Consider the following 17623-nt stretch of genomic DNA (forward strand, 5'->3'; position numbering starts at 1 on the left):
CGGCGCTTCCTGCGCCGCACGCTAGTCCACGCTTACTGAGATCTCCGGAGCCTCAAAGGAGTCGGCCGTGAGGTTGGCCAGTTCGAGGGTGACGTTGGTGAGCGAGAGGTGGTCCATGAGGACGTCGGGAAGCGCGGCGTCCGGCGCGGGAGGGATGCCGAGCTGGTCGAGGACCTCGTTGATGTCCCCCGTGAGGTCGACCGTGACAGGCACGGTGCGCGCGCCCTCGATGGCGGGCGTGGCGGTCAGGGACGTCGCCACAACGCGCACATTGCCCTCCACCGTAGTGAGCGCGCCGCCGGTGGTGAGAAGGCCATCGCCGGCGCTGCCGGGCAACGTAATGGCCAAATCACGCGCGTCGAGACGGTCTCCGGTCAGTTCCAGGACGCGCGCCTCGCCGTCGCCGGTGGGTGTGGTGCTGATGGTGGCGCCCACGTTGCCCCGCAGCGTCACCTCTGTCGCGGTCACCGTGGAGAAATACGGCTGGGCAGGGGCGACCTGCGCGCTCACCGCGCCTCCTCCCACGACCTTCGCGCTCACCGCGACGACCACCACGGCCGCCGCCACCGCTTTCCGTGAGCGCGAAGGGCGGGCCGCGCGACGCGGGGCGGTCGGGCGCAGCCTAATCATCGCTGGGCTCCCAGGCCAAGGTGAGCGCGCCGCCGACGATGCCGAGCAGCGAGCCGATGAGGAAGCCGCCCAAGTTGGACGTCGGAACGGCGATGACGGCGACGATGATGCCGAGCACGCCGAGGTAGGTCGCGGTGGCCGGCCGGAACCAGGCGCCGAGGCCGAACATGATGAGCAGCGCGCCGATGAGCAGGGTGGACACGCCGGAGACGGTGGAGATCATGACGAGGAGGTCAGAAATCTTGACCGTGAAATAGGCCGGCGTGGCGATGACGATGCCAGACAGGATGAGCAGCAGGCCCGGGATGAAGGGACGCCCGGCGCGCCACTGTGTGAACCGCGCCCTGCGCGTCCGAGTCGTCGCCGCAGTGTCGGTGTCGGTGCCGGTGTCGGTGTCAGTGTCAGCAGACATTGCCGCGTCCTCGCTCCACGGACACGCCCACGTTCTTCGCGGACAGGGTCTTCGCGCCGATGGAGGTGGCGCGGACGTCGTCGGCGGTCAGCGATACGTGCTTGGCGTAGAGGCCCCACGTGCCAGGGTCGGCAGTCTGGGAGAGCTGGCGGGCATCAATGCCCACGTTGGCGTCCTGCATGACCAGCGACCCTTCGATATCTGAGGCGCCGACGAGGAGATCGGTGGCCTCCACGCTGTTGTCGCCCTTGGCCTGAAGCGCCAGCGTGGACTCACCCACCACCGGCAGGTCCGTGGTGACATAGAGGCACAAGTCCGAGGCCACGGCATGCTCCAGCTTCAACCGCGCGGTGGGGACGTCCTCCTCGCCCTTCTTGTCGCTGTCCACGAAGAGCGAAAATCCTTCGCCCTCCAAGTGGCGCATGTTGACGTTGAAGAAGGTACCGGACAGCGCCAGGTTCGCCGTCAGACCGCCCTGCGCCACCGCGAAGCCCGCCACGCCGAATGCGGCGAAGCCCGCCACAAGACCCGCCGCCGCCTTCGGAACACTGATTCTGCCCACAGCGCCTCCTTAAAAAGTTAACCCTAAAAATTGTAGCTGAATCCCGACTCCCGGATTTCAAGCCCGAGGCCTTAAGGTAGGAGGCAGCATTGAGCCAAGCGATAAAGGAGCGCGCATGTACGGCTGGGTTGCCATCGCCGCATCGATCCCGGTGTGGCTGTATTTCTTCTACCGAGTCGGGGTGCTCTTCCGCTTCGTCCGCTCCGGCGGCCCCACGCAGCTCAACCGCTTCGACCGCCCTGCCGCGCGCCTAGGCCGCGTTATCACCGAGGTCTTCGGCCATACCCACTTCAAGGGCCGCCCGCTGGTCAACGCCGCGCACTGGCTGGTCATGGTGGGCTTCCTCTTCGGCATCGTCGTGTGGTTTGAGGCCTATATCCAAACCTTCGCGCCGGGTAAGGGTTGGCCGTGGCTCAGCGACTGGCCGGTGTACCACTTCATCGAGGAAGTCCTCGGCATCGCCACGGTGCTAGGCATCAGTTTCCTCGCCGCGGTGCGCCTCAAGCTCGGCCACACTGAGCGCGGCAGCCGCTTCTACAACTCGCAGGTCTTCCCGGCGCGCTTGGTGGAAGGCATTGTGTTCATCGAGGGCCTCGGCATGCTCCTCGTGAAGGCCTCCACCATCGCGACGTTTGGCGGTGGGTCGCCGTGGACTGATTTCGTGACGATGCATGTGGCGGGGATGATGGGGGCGTCGCCAAGCATGGTGCAGTTCTTTGCCCTAGTGAAACTCCTGTCGGGCCTTGTCTTCATCGCGTGCATCGCGCGGTACTTCCAGTGGGGTGTCATGTGGCACCGTTTCATGGCGTTCTTCAACATCTTCTTCCAGCGCAACGCCGACGGTGCGAAGGCGCTGAAGTCCCTGCCCACCCCGGACCTGGAGGAAGACCTCACGCCGGGCAGTTGGAAAATGCTTCTCGACGCCACCTCCTGCACCGAATGCGGCCGCTGCCAAGACCTGTGCCCCGCGTGGAACACCGAGAAGCCGCTAAGCCCGAAGAAGGTCATGATGGACCTGCGGCAGGGGGCGCTGGATAATTACAACCCGCACGAGGGGCTCAACGTGCTGGCCATGGCCGGCACGATTGATGACGACGTCCTGTGGGCCTGCACCAACTGCGGCGCCTGCGTGGACCAGTGCCCGGTCGATATCGAGCACATCGACCACATTGCGGACCTGCGCCGCTTCAAGGTTCTGGCGGAGTCCGATTTCCCGTCCGAGCTCACCGGCATGTTCAAAAACATCGAGACCAAAGGCAACCCGTGGGGCCGCAACGCCTCGGAGCGCCGCACGTGGATTGATGAGGCCCGCGCCGACGGCATTGAGGTGCCGATTATCGGCGAGGACGCCACGGATTTCTCCGACCTGGAGTACCTGTTCTGGGTTGGGTGCGCGGGTGTGTACGACGACCAGGGCCGCGCCACGACGCGTGCCGTGGTGGACATGCTGCATACCGCCGGCGTGAAATTTGGTGTGCTGGCCACCGGCGAATCCTGCACGGGTGACCCTGCGCGCCGTGCCGGCAACGAGTTCCTCTTCCAGGTGATGGCGGAGCAGAATGTCGCCGCGCTTAACGACGCCTTCGCCGGCGTCCCCTCCGGCCAGCGCAAAATCATCACGACGTGCCCGCACTGCTTCAACACGATTCGCAACGAATACCCCGACTTCGACGGCCACTTTGATGTTCTGCACCACACGCAGCTGCTTAACCGCTTGGTTCGCGAGAAGCTGCTCGTCCCCGTGCCGCGTTCGCCGGAGAACCGCCGCCCCGTCACCTACCACGACCCGTGCTTCCTGGGCCGCCACAACAAGGTCTTCGACCCGCCGCGTGAATTGGTTGAGGCCACCGGCGCTTCCCTGGCGGAAATGGACCACAACCGCGACGAGGCCTTCTGCTGCGGCGCGGGTGGCGCGCGCATGTTCATGGAGGAGCGCACCGGCCAGCGCATCAACGAGTTCCGTTCCGAGCAGGCCGTGGCCACCGGCGCTGCTGAGGTCGCCACCGGTTGCCCGTTCTGTAACGTCATGCTTACCGGCGGCGTGAAGGCCGTCGCCCCGGAAGCACAGCCCAAGGTCAACGACGTCGCGCTCATGCTTCGCGACGCCATCGCCCCCACCGGCGACCTCCCCGCCCCGCGCGAGAAGGCCTTCCTCGATACGCCGCGCCGCCTGCCTCTCTCCCCCGCCGCCTCCGCGACGGAAGCTCCCGCCCCAGCGTCCGAGCCCGCCGCTCCGTCCGCTCCTGCGCCTGCCGCTCCCCACACTCCGTCCGCCCCGGCTACGCCTGCCGCTGCGTCGTCGCCAGCGCCCGCTACCCCCTCCGCTCCCGCTGCGCCGAGTGCACCTGCCGCGCCGTCAGCGCCCAGCGCGCCCACCGCTCCGGCAGCGCCGAGTGCTCCGGTTACGTCTTCTGCTCCTAGCGCCCCGTCAGCATCGAATGCACCCAAGGCGCCTGCCGCGCCGTCAGCACCAAGTGCACCTGCCGCGCCGTCAGCACCAAGTGCGCCTAAGGCACCCGCAGCACCTAGTGCTCCAGCGGCCCCATCTGCGCCTGCTGCTCCTGCAGCACCGGCGGCTCCCCCAGCGCCAAGCGCACCGGCGGAAACGGGTGCTCCACAGGCACCGGACACACCCGCCGCACCCGCAGCACCTAGTGCTCCAGCGGCCCCATCTGCGCCGAAGGCACCCACTGCGCAGGCGGTCCCGGGCGCGCCTGCTGCACCGGCGGTTCCGGCTGCGCCGGGCGCGACTTCTGCGCCGGGAGTTCCGCAAGCGCCTCAGACGCCCAGTGCTCCGGCGGCACCACAAGCACCAGGCGCAGCAGCGTCACGAAACGCCCCAGACGCACCGAAGGCCCCGACGCCACCGACCGAGGACTAGTGCGACGTCGCCCACACTGTTGCGCTGAGCCCTTAAGAAAAGTAGGCGCGGTGAGGACGGCGCGGGTACTCTCTAGTCATGATTTCTGACGTGCCCTACGTCCTCGCCGCGGGCGAAAGCAACTACACCGACTCGTTGGTGTCCTTCGCATGGATTATGGCGGTAGCGCTGCTCGCGCCGCTGGTATCCCACTTGACGGGTAAGAAGATGCCGGCCGTGGCGCTGCTTATTTTCTTCGGCATGATTATCGGCCCTTCGATGCTGGATTTGGCGCACGAAGACCCAGGCATCGGCATGCTCAAGGAGCTGGGCGTCGGCGCGCTGTTCCTGCTTGCTGGCTTCGAGATCGACCTGGCAACGCTGAAGTCCAAGGAAGCCGTCACTGGCTTTTCCACGTGGGCAATCTGCATGGTGGCGTGCGGTATTGGTGCTTACTTCCTCATGGATGACATCCCGGGGGCTATCGTGATGGCGATTGCGCTGACGTCGACAGCGCTCGGCACGATTACGCCGATGCTGAAGCAGGACAAGCTGCTCGGCACGCGGGTGGGAGACTCGGTAATTATTCATGGTGCAATCGGTGAGGTTGCGCCTATCACTGCGATGGCCCTGCTGCTGGGTTCGCGGTCCACGCTGGCGACAATGCTCATCCTGCTCGCGTTCATCGGCATCGCGGTGGCCGTGGCGCTGATGCCATTTGCCATCACAACGCTGATGCCGTGGTTTAAGGACGCCTTCATTTCTGGGGCGGGGTCGACGAACCAGACCATCATGCGCCTCATCATCTTGATTCTGGCGATTCTCATGGCGGTGACGGCGGTGTTCGAGCTCGACATCGTGCTAGGTGCCTTCGCGGCCGGCATCATCCTGAACCGCATCATCCCCGATGAGTTTCACAAGGGTTTGGAGAACCGCCTCGACGTGGTGTTCTACTCCATGCTCATCCCGGTGTTCTTCGTCATTTCCGGCATGGCGATTGACTGGAACGTTATCGTGAGCGAGCCGGTTAAGGTCCTCGGAATCCCGCTGCTTATTCTGGTCACGCGCGGCCTGCCGGTGTTCCTGCGTGAGAACATTCACCACACTGGTTCCGATGTGGAAACCACGCGTGAGCGCATTCAGGTTGCCCTTTACGCGGCAACGGGCCTGCCGATCATTGTGGCTGTGATGTCGCTGGCGGAGTCCTCGGGAATCGTGGACAACGAGATGGCCTCCATCTTCATCGCCGGTGGCGCTCTGACCGTAGCTATTTTCCCGTTCATTGCCAGCCTGGTTCGCGAAAAGGAGCCGGTTAAGTCGGAAGAATAGGCTGCTAGAGTAGGGATTGTGACTAATCCTTTCAGCATGCGGCTTTCCGACGCCGAACGGACCGACGCCGTCAACGACCTCGCCCAGGCTCTGGGGGAAGGCCGTCTCTCGTTGGATGAGTTCGAGGAGCGTACCGACGCGGTGATGCAGGCCTCGACCCGCCGCGAGCTTGCGGATATCTTCATGGATATCCCCACCAAGGCCAGCACGGAGCTCAAGATCTACTCGCAGGGCGAGATGGAGCGCGCCTACCAGGCTACGAAAAAGCCACGGCTGGCCACCGCGATGGTGGGCTCGCTGGGGTTGATCTTTGGCTCGATAGTTTCTTTCAACGCTTTGACTGGACTGACAGCTGCCATGACGGGAACCGGGCTGCTGTTCCTCATTCCGGCGCTGTGGATCATGCTCTACGTGGCCAAGGTGGGTCCGGAGTCGTGGCACCGCCCGTCGCCGCGGCAGGTCGAGCGCCAACGCATGCGCGAACTCAAGGCTGCAGGAGCCCTGGAGCGCGCGCAGATGAAGGCGTTGGAGCAGGCGAAGTGGGAAGAGAGGCGTCGGCAAGCAGGCGAAATTACTGGAGACGCCATGAATCTGGCGAAACGCAAGCTAGAGGAGTGGAACCAGAAGTAACATAGCCCGCATGACTCACAATCGGATTTTTGATCAATCCACGAAACTGCAGGACGTTGCATATGACATTCGCGGCGAGGTGTCCGCGGAGGCCGAGCGCATGGAGTTCGACGGGCATAACATTCTGAAGCTCAACACCGGCAACCCGGCAGTGTTTGGGTTTGATGCGCCGGATGTCATCATGCGCGACATGATTGCGGCTCTGCCGACCTCGCAGGGATACTCGACGTCGAAAGGCATTGTGTCCGCACGTCGAGCGATTGTGACGCGCTATGAGCTGGAGGATTTCCCCGCGTTTGATGTCGATGATGTCTATCTGGGCAACGGTGTCTCTGAGCTTATTTCGATGGTGACGCAGGCGCTGCTTAACGACGGCGACGAGGTCCTCATCCCCGCCCCGGACTACCCCCTGTGGACGGCGGCGACGTCGCTGGCGGGCGGCACGCCGGTGCACTACCTGTGCGATGAGGAGGATGACTGGAATCCGTCGATTGAGGATATTCGGGAAAAGGTGACCGAAAAGTCCAAGGCGATTGTGGTCATTAACCCGAATAACCCGACGGGTGCGGTGTATTCGCGCGAGACGCTGCAGAAGATTGTTCAGGTGGCGCGGGAGAACAATCTGCTGATTTTGGCCGATGAGATTTATGACCGGATTTTGTACGACGGTGCGAAGCACATTTCGATTGCGTCGCTGGCGCCGGACCTGCTGACGATTACGTTCAATGGTTTGTCGAAGGCGTACCGCGTGGCAGGCTACCGTGCCGGGTGGATGGTGCTGACCGGTCCCAAGAATCACGCCCGCGGTTTCATTGAGGGCCTCGACCTGTTGGCGGGCATGCGACTGTGTCCGAATGTGCCGGCGCAGCACGCTATTCAGGTGGCGTTGGGTGGGCGGCAGTCCATCTATGAGCTCACCGGTCAGGGCGGGCGCTTGCTCAAGCAGCGCAACATTGCTTACGAGAAGCTCAACGAGATTCCCGGTGTCTCCGTGGTCAAGCCGATGGGCGCGCTGTATTGCTTCCCGCGCCTCGACCCGGAAGTGTATGACATTCGCGATGACTCGAAGCTCATGCTCGACATCTTGCGCGCCGAGAAAATCCTCATGGTGCAAGGTACCGGCTTTAACTGGCCCACGCCGGACCACTTCCGTGTGGTGACGCTGCCGTGGGCGTCGCAGTTGGGGAATGCGATTGAACGTCTGGGCAATTTCTTGGCCAGCTACCGCCAATAACGCAGGCGTGCCCTCCTCCCTGCTCGCATAACCGAGCGGGGAGGGCGGGGTGGTTAAGGGTCGCCGCGGGGTGGGGCTGGTCCGGCGGGTGATGCCTTCCCCGTGGGGGTGCTGGCTGCCCTCTGGTTCGGTTCGATGTCCCGACGGGCATTGCTCGCAGTGCCGGAAGTGTTTCCGGCGGTGCGGGCGTTGTGCAGGCGCTGGGAGCGGGGAGCGCGGTGCGGGTGAACGGGCTCGCGCGGGTCGCGGGGTCCTGGCGGCTGCCACTTGATTCGGCCATTCTCACGCACGATACGCCCGCGGCCGGGAAGGCCGTTGATGGCGTTGTGGTATGCGCAGAGCGGGGTGAGGTTTTCGGGGTTGGTTTCGCCGCCGTTGCGCCATTCGGTGATGTGGTGAATCTGGGCGTAGTCCGCGCCGCACAGGCAGCTATCCCAGGCGCAGGTGGGCTGCTCACCAATGGCCATGATGCGCTGCTTGTCGGAAGCGAGGCGCTGGGTGCGGTGCAAATCGACGGGGCCGTGAACGCGGTCAACGAGCATGACGAGGCCTTCCTCGGCGAGCTCACGCTCGATGAGTTCCGCACCGGTGATTCTCGCACCGTTAGAAAGCTGAACGACAATGTCACCCAGGTCAGGACCAGTGGAATCAGAGCCAGACGCTGCAGAAGGAACGGGATGGGAATCAGGGCGCGGGGTGGAAGGGTCTCCGAGGCGGCCGAGGATCTGGGCATATTCGGGAAGCTCCATGACGGCGAAGGTCTGAGCAACGGGACGGGCAAGGCGGCCCTCACGAAACGCGGCGGTGAACGAACCCACGGGGTCATCCTCGTCAATGTTGTAGCGCAAGTCCTCGATCACGGCTGGTGGTGCCGTCACCGTGAGCTTCGACATCTCCTTGCCCCTGCGGATGTTCACACCAGGCTTCGGGGCGGACGGAGGGGCGAGCTCGCGGAGCCGGGTGCGGGCATGCCGAGCGACGACCTTCTCATCACCGCTGATACTGCACAGCTCGATGCGCAAGTCCCAGGCCTCACGCTGTTTCGTGAGGCGACGGGCAAAACGCTCGATCAGCTTGAGAGTAGGCAGATCATGACTATTGGCGCGAGCGGCCTCGACAGCGCGGGCCTGTTTGCGGGAGAAGGAGGTGGGGGAAAAGTAGACGTCGAAAAGCGCCAGCAGGGACAGGGCTGCTGACTCCGGACCCCACGCCCGGAGCTGATCGAGACTGAGCCCCGCAACGCCGGCGACGAGCTCAATGCCCGCCGCCTGGCTGCGAAGATGCGCTTCAACTAGATTCATGCCAGCGACGCTATTGGGCACAGACGGCCTGCACAACAGTTCGGGACGAAGCCTGTGGACAACTTGTTGAAGGCATCAGCATAAGTTTGCATACTCGTGAAAATCGTTCACAATAGTAGGCATGACTCACCTAAGCCCATGGCGGACGGGACTTCTCGGATTCTTGGCAGCAGCAGCGCTCGCAACGTTGGCTGGCCTACTTATACTCCGCCCCACCAGTGCACTAATGGAGCACACCAGCCCTGAATTCGCGTCGACGTATGCCCTCAACCAGCCGCAAGTCGAAGGTACGGTCACGACTGTGGATAACCACTTGTGCAACGACCCGCACACAGGGAAAGCATTCGATGAGCAACCACTCATTCCAGCTTCTGGTGATGACACCTCCTGTACCCGCGTACTCCTTGACCTTACGTCCGGCGAAGACAAAGGCCGCTTAACGCAGCTTGTGTTTTATGGGGTGGCGGGTGAACCGTCGCTCACTACCGGCGACGAGGTCATGCTCTCACGCTCAGCGGACGGAACCTATGCCTTCGCAGACTACCGACGCGGTGGAAACCTAGCGTTGTGGGCGATCATCGCGGCGGTCATCATCGTGGGCTTTGCCGCGTGGCATGGCCTGCGCGCGCTGCTAGGTTTGGGGATTAGCCTCGCCATCGTCCTGTTTTATCTCGTGCCTTCGCTGGTGGAAGGGCACGCGCCGCTGCCGCTGGCTATGGTGGCCTGCGCGGCGATCATTTTCCTCGTCGTACCACTCGTCCACGGAGTGAATTGGAAGTCCGCCTCGGCGCTGGGTGGCGCATTGGTGGCGTTGGGGATTGCGGGGGCGCTGGGGTGGGCGTCGATAAGCAGCACGGCGTTGACCGGAGCCAGCTCGGAAGACAACCTCAAGTTACTGCTCTACATGCCCGGGGTGCCCATCGTGGGTGTGCTGTTGTGCGGGTTCATCGTGGGCGCGCTCGGCAGCCTCAACGACATCGCGGTGGCACAGGCCTCTACCGTGCGGGAGTTGCACGCAGCTGATCCTGCGGCGGGGCCCGGAAAGCTGTTTGCGTCCGCAATGAAGGTGGGCCGCGACCACATCGCGTCCGTGGTGTATACCATCGTGCTGACCTATACCGGCGCGGCGCTGCCGCTGCTCATCCTCATCACGGCGGCGCAGCGCCCGGCGGGTCAGATTCTGTCCAGTGACCTCGTGGCTACGGAGGTCATGCGCTCGCTGCTCGGCGCCATGGCCTTGACCCTCGCGGTGCCACTGACCACGGCAATTGCGGCGTTTACGATGCCGGAAGGACGCGGCCCAAGGCGTCAACAGTCCAGCCGGCCGCGCGCCAAGCATCGACGTTGAGCACGTTACGGCCATCGATGATGTGGCGGCGCGCGACGAGCTCACCTGCGGCTTCGGGGTCAAGGTCGCGGAACTCCTGCCACTCGGTGGCGAGGATGACGAGCTCGGAGTCCTTGAGGGAGGCGTCGGCAGTCGGCGCGTAGTTGAGGGTGGGGAAAACCTTCTTGGCGTTCTCCATGCCCTCCGGGTCGAAGACCGTCACAGCGGCGCCGGCCAGCGAAAGCGAACCGGCGACAGACAGGGCCGGGGAATCGCGGACGTCATCGGAGTTCGGCTTGAAGGCGCAGCCCAGCACGGTGACGCGGTGGCCGAGGAGAGAGCCGTCGAAGGCATTCTTGGCCAAGTCGACAACGCGGTCACGGCGGCGCATGTTGATGGCGTCGACCTCGCGGAGGAAGGTCAGAGCCTGGTCGGCGCCGAGCTCACCAGCGCGGGCCATGAAGGCGCGGATGTCCTTAGGCAGGCAGCCGCCACCAAAGCCCAGGCCAGCGCCGAGGAACTTGCGGCCGATGCGCTCGTCGTGACCAATGGCGTCGGCAAGCTTGACCACGTCAGCACCGGCAATCTCGCAGATTTCGGACACGGCGTTGATGAAGGAAATCTTGGTGGCGAGGAAAGCATTGGCGGAGACCTTGACCAACTCGGCAGTCTGCAGATCCGTCACGATGAACGGGGTGTTCTGCACGAGCGGCTGGGCATAGACCTCGCGGGCAAGCTCTTCGGCTCGGCTTTCACCCGCGCGGACGCCCAAGACGATACGGTCCGGGGTAATGGTGTCCTTGACGGCGTAGCCCTCGCGGAGGAACTCCGGGTTCCACGCGATTTCCACGCTGGTGCCCTCCGGGGCGAGGTCATTAGCCATCTGCTGCAGCTCCGCCGCAGTGCCCACCGGGACGGTGGACTTACCGAAGATGACGTGCTCGCCCTTGAGACGCGGAACCAGCTCGGTGATGACCGACTTAACATAAGTCAGGTCCGCTGCATAAGAGCCGTGGGCCTGCGGGGTACCCACACCGAGGAAGTGCAGGTTGGCAAACTCTGCGGCGTCGTCATAGCTGGTGGAAAAATCCAAGCGACCGGACTCGATGTTGCGCTCGAGAACCTCCGGCAGGCCAGGCTCGTAGAACGGCACGCGGCCGTTCTTCAACGCCTCAATCTTCTTTTCATCTACATCTACACCGAGTACCTCGTGGCCGAGCTCCGCCATACAGGCGGCGTGCGTCGCACCCAGGTAGCCGGTACCAATAACAGTCATACGCATAACCGGCTATTTTAGGCGCTACGCAGACGGCATGCGCGACGGGGCTGAAAAGTTTAACGGAAGTTCAGATAGGACTTCGACGGCGTCGGCCCGCGCTGGCCCTGGTACTTCGATCCCAGTGCGCCAGAGCCATACGGTGCTTCCGCCGGCGACGACATCTGGAAAATGGCCAACTGGCCCACCTTCATGTTCGGCCACAGGGTAATAGGCAGGTTCGCCGTGTTCGAGAGCTCCAGCGTGATGTGACCGGAGAACCCCGGATCGATGAAGCCCGCCGTGGAGTGCGTCAGCAGACCCAAACGTCCCAGGGAAGACTTGCCCTCCAAACGCCCCGCGAGGTTCGCCGGGAGCGTGAACTTCTCCAACGTTGCGCCCAGCACGAACTCGCCCGGATGCAGGACGAAGGCATCGCCGTCCGCGACCTCGACCTCACTGGTGAGGTCCGGCATCTCCTCTTTGGGGTCAATGTGCGTGTAGCGCGAGTTATTAAACACGCGGAAGAACTTGTCCAAGCGCACGTCGATAGAAGAGGGCTGAACCATCTCAGCGTCATAAGGCTCGATGCTCAGACGCTCGGGGCCATCTGCTGCGATGGCGGCACGGATGTCACGATCAGAAAGAAGCACGGCTTATAGTCTACGCGGCCCTAGGCCTACTCCCCTCCTACAGGGCCATTTGCGGACCTTCCCAGTGGCGGTGCTAAGCTTTTATCCGTGCATAACGTGCACCGTGCCGACGTAGTTTAATGGTAGAACTGCAGCTTCCCAAGCTGCTGGCGCGGGTTCGATTCCCGTCGTCGGCTCCACCGTCGTCGGCTCCACCGTCGTCGGCTCCACTGTCATGAGTCGCGACATACTTGACAGGTGAGTCGCGACATCGTTGACAAACCGGCTTCTCAGTTTGTTTTGTTCTGGGGTGCCGGTTTTCCAATTCTGGTGCTAGGGGCGCACCCCTTCACTCACCAGAAGCAGAAAAAGCCTGTGGCCCCCAGCTCCATCAGGAACCAGGGGCCACAGGCAGCACACCGCATGCACTAGCAGCTCACGCTGCCAGCCACCGGGCTAGCAGCTATGCACGACGACGGTTACCCATCAGCGCACCAGCCGCCATAATCAGACCACCCAACAGCAGCCACGGCGCAATACCGTTGCCACCAGTCTTAGGCAGGTCACCGATCCAGACGTTGGCGATATTCGCTGTGGCATAAATCTTGCCAGTCGTCTCATCGGTCGTCGACTTCGGGTCGACGAATGGGAAGGCATCACCCGTAGTCCACTCGCCGGCGGACCAGAACTTCAGCTTCCCATCGGTGTCAATCTTGAAGCTAATCGGCTCCGGCAGGAGCTGGTAATTCTTGCCTGACGTACTTGGTGCCTTGGTCTCAGCAAGCCAGTACGGCTGGCCAATTTCAAGATCTTTTACGGTGAAGGTGGCCGAACCTTTCTCGACCGGAAAGACCGGCTGAGCACCATCCATCTCCTTGTTATTGGCGATTACGAAGGAAGCATCCGTCAGCTTGTCTTCATGGTTGTCTGCAGAAACCTTGGTGAAGGTGAAGTTGGCGCCCTTAGACTCTTCAATCCAGAAACTCTGAGCCAAGTCATCCTTATTCGCGTGCTGCAATACTGTCTTGCCTCCGGACTCAATGGTCTCGAAGAATACATACCGCCCAACGCTCAATTTATCCTTGATGCTGGTCAGGTCCACAGCTACGTCTTTATAACCGTTACGGATGTCATCTTGGGTCAGCGGATTTTCGGAATTGATTCCATACTGGTATACCGGCTTGTCAGCCCTTTCGCCGCTTTCGCTCACAGCGTAGACCTCAGTCTTCAGTACATACTTAGTTTGAGGATCAAGTCCTTCAAAATCGACTCGGTCATAGGCCTTGTCGACTTCGTTCAAATCCACCGTCTGCAAGCGAAAGTCGTCGAAGCGTTTTTCTTCAAGGGAAGCGGTCGTTGTCATCATGAGATCACTGCCGCCTGGAACGATTACAGTTTGCCAAGGAAGCCACTTTCCATTACCAGTGCCATTAGGATCAAAGTACTGGCTTCCTTTAGGCTGAAGGACTTGGTAATTGACATCCACAGTACTCAAGTCAACATTTTCGAGAACCCATGCAGCAATGATCTTTCCCCGATCCATCGCTTCGTCCCGCGCTGTGCTTCCTTTCGGCTGCTGTTCCTTGAAGGCTTCTTGCAAGCTTGCCTTATCCCAGCCAACAAGGTTCAACACTGCACCATATACAGCCGTAAACGCGTACTCCTTTTGGAGTTCACCCAACCCGGCCTGCTTGGCGATATCAGTAGTGGCCCGTACGATATGCGCCTGAGCCTTAGCACCGTCCGCACCGTTATAATAAAGCTTTTCCAAAAGGTAGCTGACAGCACGCTGGTTTTCAAGAGGCAGTGGTTCACCCGTCGCAGGATTGAAATCGGTCTGACGCTGCACCCAGTCTGCTGGGTTCAAACTAGGTTCTTTCCCAGGGTAACCGTAGAAGGGTTGAATACATAGTCCACCAATGGTTACGTTGCCATTTACGTCTTTGAGCTTAAACGGTCCGGAGGGACCGTTAAAGCCATAGAGGTCATCGGTTTGGTAGGTCGGAATGATTTTATGCGACGTCGCTCCCACCGGGAACTTCTGAATATCTCCGAGCCCATGCACCAACGAATTATCCGCGGCTTTGGCGATCTCTTTGCCCTCCACCTCAACGGTAGTTTTCACGCCACTGGGCTCGCTGGCAAAAAGCGACTTTACGGAGAGCTGAGTACCAGCTTCGACCAACGCGGAGTCAACAGGCTTATCATCCTCGGTAGCTACGCCTACCGAGTAGGTAACAATTCCTGCTGCTCGATCGACCTTGGAGTCTTTGATGACTAGCTTATAGCCTTTTTCAATTCCGGTTTTCCCGTCAGGTTTGCCACCAGGATAGTAAATTTCGAATCCGTAACCCTCAGCAAATCCAGGGAATAGAGACTTCGGGTCGGCCTTTACGGTCACCGTAGCGCCTTCAAACTTCGAACGCGACGTAATCTTAATGCGATCCTCGTATGGATTATCTCGAGAAATCACACGGGCCGTAGCATCGATATCGCCGACAGTCTTCAGCTCGAAGTGCTCATCAGAGCTAGCCAAGTCCACATTCAGCGAACCTGGCCCCAGTGGCTGCATATTCAAATGGTCCTCGACACGAGCACCCGACTTCTTGCGGAAGCCCATCTCTACAACGATCTTGCCACCATTAGGAACCGTGATACCCTCAACGTCCTGCGAGAAGGTAACACCACCCCAATGGTTGCCACTCAGGTCATCCAGAACGCCGACGCCTTCGTCAGCCTTACCCTCAATTTCCTTGATGACAGAGCCATCGGCATTCAACACCGTCAGCTTCGGCAACATCGCGTTGTTATCCAAGAAAGCACCATTGATGTGCTTAACCTGGGCAGACACCGCGCTGTCGATATCGCCACCTTTATCAAACTCACGGGTCATCGTGACCTTAAAGTCACCGCGAGTGCGCAAGGCCTCAGTTTTAGTGGTCAGCTTGCCGTTGTCGACATCTTTGGTCCACTCGTCTTCATCAGGAATTCCACCAGGAATCCGGACGTCGCCAGCCTTCTCGTTCTGATTAGCTGAGGCAAACAGATACACATCGAAATCATCAGCACTACTGTTGCTAGAAGCACGCAGCTGAATAGAAATGACGTTCTTAGGGTTCTGGCCTTCCCAGATATCCAGCTTCCTATCGTTGGCGCCGGTATTGCAGCCCGAGGTATCAATGGCGATCAGGCTTGCCTTACCACCAGTCTTCTCAAGAACTTCCACATTCCTGGAATTCAAACGGCAGGTGTGCGTCTGCTTCTTCAAAATGATATCGCCATTCTCAGCAAGACCCTGGATAAGCGAACCACGCTTATCGCGTACAACAATCTTATTGACAAACATGGTCGTCGTGTACGAACCACCAATGGCAGAGTTCAAGATCGGATAGTTAGTACTACCCCGCTCTACGGTTGGGGCATCAGTGTCAAGACGACGCGTACCAGACTGGGTGTCGGCTGCGCGGTTTTCTTTTTTGGCCTTGTCAATCTTCTCCTGCTTTTCAGCAGAAGGATCCGGCAAGAAACCAGCATCCTGCACCTTAGCCTTAGCCGGAATATCACCCTTATCCAGGATGGAGTACTCACCCTCCTTGGAAGACTTAACCTTCAAGGTCAAAGTCTCCGGCGGAGTAGTCTTCAAGCCGTAGTAATCGATAACGATCTTATCCAGCTTGTCCTCATCGTCATAGATGAAGCCATAAGCATCCTCATCAACGACGACGCCGTCAGCCTCAACCTCAACAATCTCATCAATCCCGGCATCGGACTCACGAGAAATACCATAGAGAGCATCATCAGAGACCTTCTCCTTGCCAGTTTCACTATCACGCCATGCCTTAGCATCCCGGTCATCAATCGTCACAGTGTCAATATCACCATCACGAACAACACTCACCGGATCCTTGGAATCCTCCGGCTTCTCAACAGCTTCGGACGCTTCAGAAGCTTCCTCACCAGAAGCAGACGCAGAAGCAGGCGCCGAATCAGATGCAGAAGCAGGCGCATCATCGATAGCCGTTTCCACCGACGTACTCTCCTCAGCCAGCCCATCGACATCGGATGCCTCGTCATAAGCAACCAAAGCCTCGTCAGCCTCGGGATCCTCCTGGGCAAAACCAGCAGGAGCAAACAGCATCATCGCACCAACCAAAGCAACAACGACACCAACAATAAACACAGCCATAGAGCCACGCGAAGCGCTCACAGCGAAATTCTTAAGATGAGACACAGTAGCTCCAAAAGGAAATAGAGAGAAAAAAGAACGCTTCTTCACTAGCTTTCACCCTTCCGACGACGCGAAAGCCACAAACCAGCGAAAATCAACACAGCACCGACACCCACAAGACCCAGCACACTAGCACCAGTAGACGCCAACACATTCACCGAACGAGAACCAGACTCAGAACCAGAACCACCCTCCGGCGGCTCCTCACCCAGAACCTGAACGCCACGCTCAGTCGTTACACCAGGCCCATCAGGATGAGTCGTACGCTCCCTTGGAGGAAAACCCTCACGCGGCGGACGATCACGATCATCAGTAGTCGACTCACCCGGCCTCTCCCGAGTCGTCGTCTCCGGAGGAACCTTCGGCGACGTCGTCTTCGCAGTAGTCGTCTTCGGAGTAGTCGTCTCCGGGGGAACCGGAGGAGTAGTCGTCTTCGGAGGAACCGGCGGAATGGTAGTCTCCGGCGGAGTCGAAGGACGCCCCTTCATCACCGCAACAGAGTCATACTCAAACTCCGTACCAGCCGGATTACCCAGAGGAAGAATAATCAGACGCGGATCCGACAAACGATAATCATGCTGGGTATCTGGCGCAGACTCCTCCACCAAATACAAACCAGGATGAAGGCCAGTAAACAAAGCCTTACCCTCAGCATTCGTCAGCTCAGACGCAACCTTGTCCACACCAGCCTCACGCGCCTTAGCCACAGTCATCTTCTTAGCAGCAGCACGACCAGCCTCAGTCGTGACATCAACACCACGAACCTTAAAAAGCGTGAAAGAAAGACCCGCAACCCCACCATCAGGCAAAGCACCAGGCTCACGATCATCAAAAGGATTCAACGGAATCTTACGAAACGTCACATCAATCAAACGCGACGAATCCACCGCAGAAGCACTAACACCCCGGTCATTACCGGAAATCACACGCTCATCCGCAGCAGCCACAGGACCAGCAAGACCAGCACACAACGCAACCACGAACACCGAGGAAGAAAGGGAATAATGTTTTTTCATAAACTTTTTCTTTGTTAAGAGATAGTCTGCTCACATCGGTTAGCAGTAACGGGCTAGCAAGTGGCCAAGAACCACGGATCCATAAGGGACTTAGGCATGATTCTTAACAATTTGCCCATAACCTATGCGACTCCTTCAAATATTATCTAAGTTTCTTTCAGGACTCAACTTAGACGCCAGCATTTTTTAAGGTTGTTTCAAGCAAAA

The 17623-nt window shown here is 60.1% G+C and carries 13 protein-coding genes and 1 tRNA gene; 6 read left to right on the top strand and 8 right to left on the bottom strand.

Features of this window, described 5'->3' with window-relative positions; all coding sequences use genetic code 11:
• Positions 1-21 precede the first annotated feature (21 nt).
• Genes M5J09_RS04470 through M5J09_RS04480 form a run of 3 tightly spaced genes read right to left on the bottom strand, consistent with a single transcriptional unit; the run spans position 22 to position 1604 of the window.
• Entirely contained in the window at positions 22-630 is a 609-nt protein-coding gene (locus tag M5J09_RS04470; protein ID WP_257157095.1) for a hypothetical protein, read from the bottom strand.
• Positions 623-1042: a DUF6114 domain-containing protein gene (locus M5J09_RS04475; RefSeq protein ID WP_257157096.1), complete on the bottom strand. Its 420-nt coding sequence runs from the start codon at positions 1040-1042 to the stop codon at positions 623-625. The genes M5J09_RS04470 and M5J09_RS04475 overlap by 8 nt, the downstream gene beginning before the upstream one ends.
• Complete coding sequence (locus M5J09_RS04480; protein WP_257157097.1) at positions 1032-1604, bottom strand: DUF6230 family protein; 573 nt, start codon at positions 1602-1604, stop codon at positions 1032-1034. The genes M5J09_RS04475 and M5J09_RS04480 overlap by 11 nt, the downstream gene beginning before the upstream one ends.
• 115 nt (positions 1605-1719) lie before the next feature.
• On the opposite strand from M5J09_RS04480, the gene M5J09_RS04485 reads away from it, so the two are divergent.
• The 4 genes from M5J09_RS04485 to M5J09_RS04500 all read left to right on the top strand — a co-directional run bounded on the left by M5J09_RS04485 (position 1720) and on the right by M5J09_RS04500 (position 7657).
• Positions 1720-4485 (top strand): (Fe-S)-binding protein, encoded by a 2766-nt coding sequence (locus M5J09_RS04485; RefSeq protein ID WP_257157098.1) that lies wholly within the window; start codon positions 1720-1722, stop codon positions 4483-4485.
• Between the two features lie 78 nt (positions 4486-4563).
• Positions 4564-5793 (top strand): cation:proton antiporter, encoded by a 1230-nt coding sequence (locus tag M5J09_RS04490; RefSeq protein WP_070538217.1) that lies wholly within the window; start codon positions 4564-4566, stop codon positions 5791-5793.
• A gap of 18 nt (positions 5794-5811) precedes the next feature.
• Positions 5812-6423 carry a DUF1707 domain-containing protein gene (locus M5J09_RS04495; protein WP_257157099.1) on the top strand — a complete coding sequence of 204 codons (612 nt, stop codon included), beginning with the start codon at positions 5812-5814 and terminating at the stop codon, positions 6421-6423.
• 10 nt (positions 6424-6433) lie between these two features.
• Positions 6434-7657, top strand: coding sequence for a pyridoxal phosphate-dependent aminotransferase (locus M5J09_RS04500; RefSeq protein WP_257157100.1), 1224 nt, complete (start codon positions 6434-6436; stop codon positions 7655-7657).
• A 53-nt stretch (positions 7658-7710) separates the two neighbouring features.
• Here M5J09_RS04500 and M5J09_RS04505 read toward each other — a convergent pair whose 3' ends face one another.
• Positions 7711-8958: an HNH endonuclease signature motif containing protein gene (locus tag M5J09_RS04505; RefSeq protein ID WP_257157101.1), complete on the bottom strand. Its 1248-nt coding sequence runs from the start codon at positions 8956-8958 to the stop codon at positions 7711-7713.
• 121 nt (positions 8959-9079) lie between these two features.
• Here M5J09_RS04505 and M5J09_RS04510 point away from each other — a divergent pair, with 121 nt between their 5' ends.
• Positions 9080-10306: a YibE/F family protein gene (locus M5J09_RS04510; protein ID WP_257157102.1), complete on the top strand. Its 1227-nt coding sequence runs from the start codon at positions 9080-9082 to the stop codon at positions 10304-10306.
• Here the strand turns inward: M5J09_RS04510 and M5J09_RS04515 are convergent.
• Together M5J09_RS04515 and dcd are read right to left on the bottom strand one after the other, a co-directional pair.
• Positions 10236-11567 (bottom strand): UDP-glucose/GDP-mannose dehydrogenase family protein, encoded by a 1332-nt coding sequence (locus M5J09_RS04515; protein WP_257157103.1) that lies wholly within the window; start codon positions 11565-11567, stop codon positions 10236-10238. The genes M5J09_RS04510 and M5J09_RS04515 overlap by 71 nt on opposite strands.
• A 53-nt stretch (positions 11568-11620) precedes the next feature.
• Positions 11621-12193: a dCTP deaminase gene (gene dcd / locus M5J09_RS04520; protein ID WP_257157104.1), complete on the bottom strand. Its 573-nt coding sequence runs from the start codon at positions 12191-12193 to the stop codon at positions 11621-11623.
• 105 nt (positions 12194-12298) lie between these two features.
• On the opposite strand from dcd, the gene M5J09_RS04525 reads away from it, so the two are divergent.
• Positions 12299-12372: transfer RNA gene (locus tag M5J09_RS04525), tRNA-Gly, on the top strand.
• A gap of 263 nt (positions 12373-12635) precedes the next feature.
• On the opposite strand, the gene M5J09_RS04530 is transcribed toward M5J09_RS04525, so the two are convergent.
• Positions 12636-16448, bottom strand: a complete 3813-nt coding sequence (locus tag M5J09_RS04530) for a SpaA isopeptide-forming pilin-related protein (RefSeq protein ID WP_257157105.1) — start codon at positions 16446-16448, stop codon at positions 12636-12638.
• Positions 16448-17416 (bottom strand): SpaA isopeptide-forming pilin-related protein, encoded by a 969-nt coding sequence (locus tag M5J09_RS04535; RefSeq protein ID WP_257157106.1) that lies wholly within the window; start codon positions 17414-17416, stop codon positions 16448-16450. Before M5J09_RS04535 ends, M5J09_RS04530 begins: the two co-directional genes overlap by 1 nt.
• Between the last annotated feature and the right edge of the window lie 207 nt (positions 17417-17623).

The sequence above is a fragment of the Corynebacterium sp. BF-R-2 genome, from assembly GCF_024586525.1.
In the GTDB taxonomy this organism is placed as follows: Bacteria; Actinomycetota; Actinomycetes; order Mycobacteriales; family Mycobacteriaceae; genus Corynebacterium; species Corynebacterium singulare.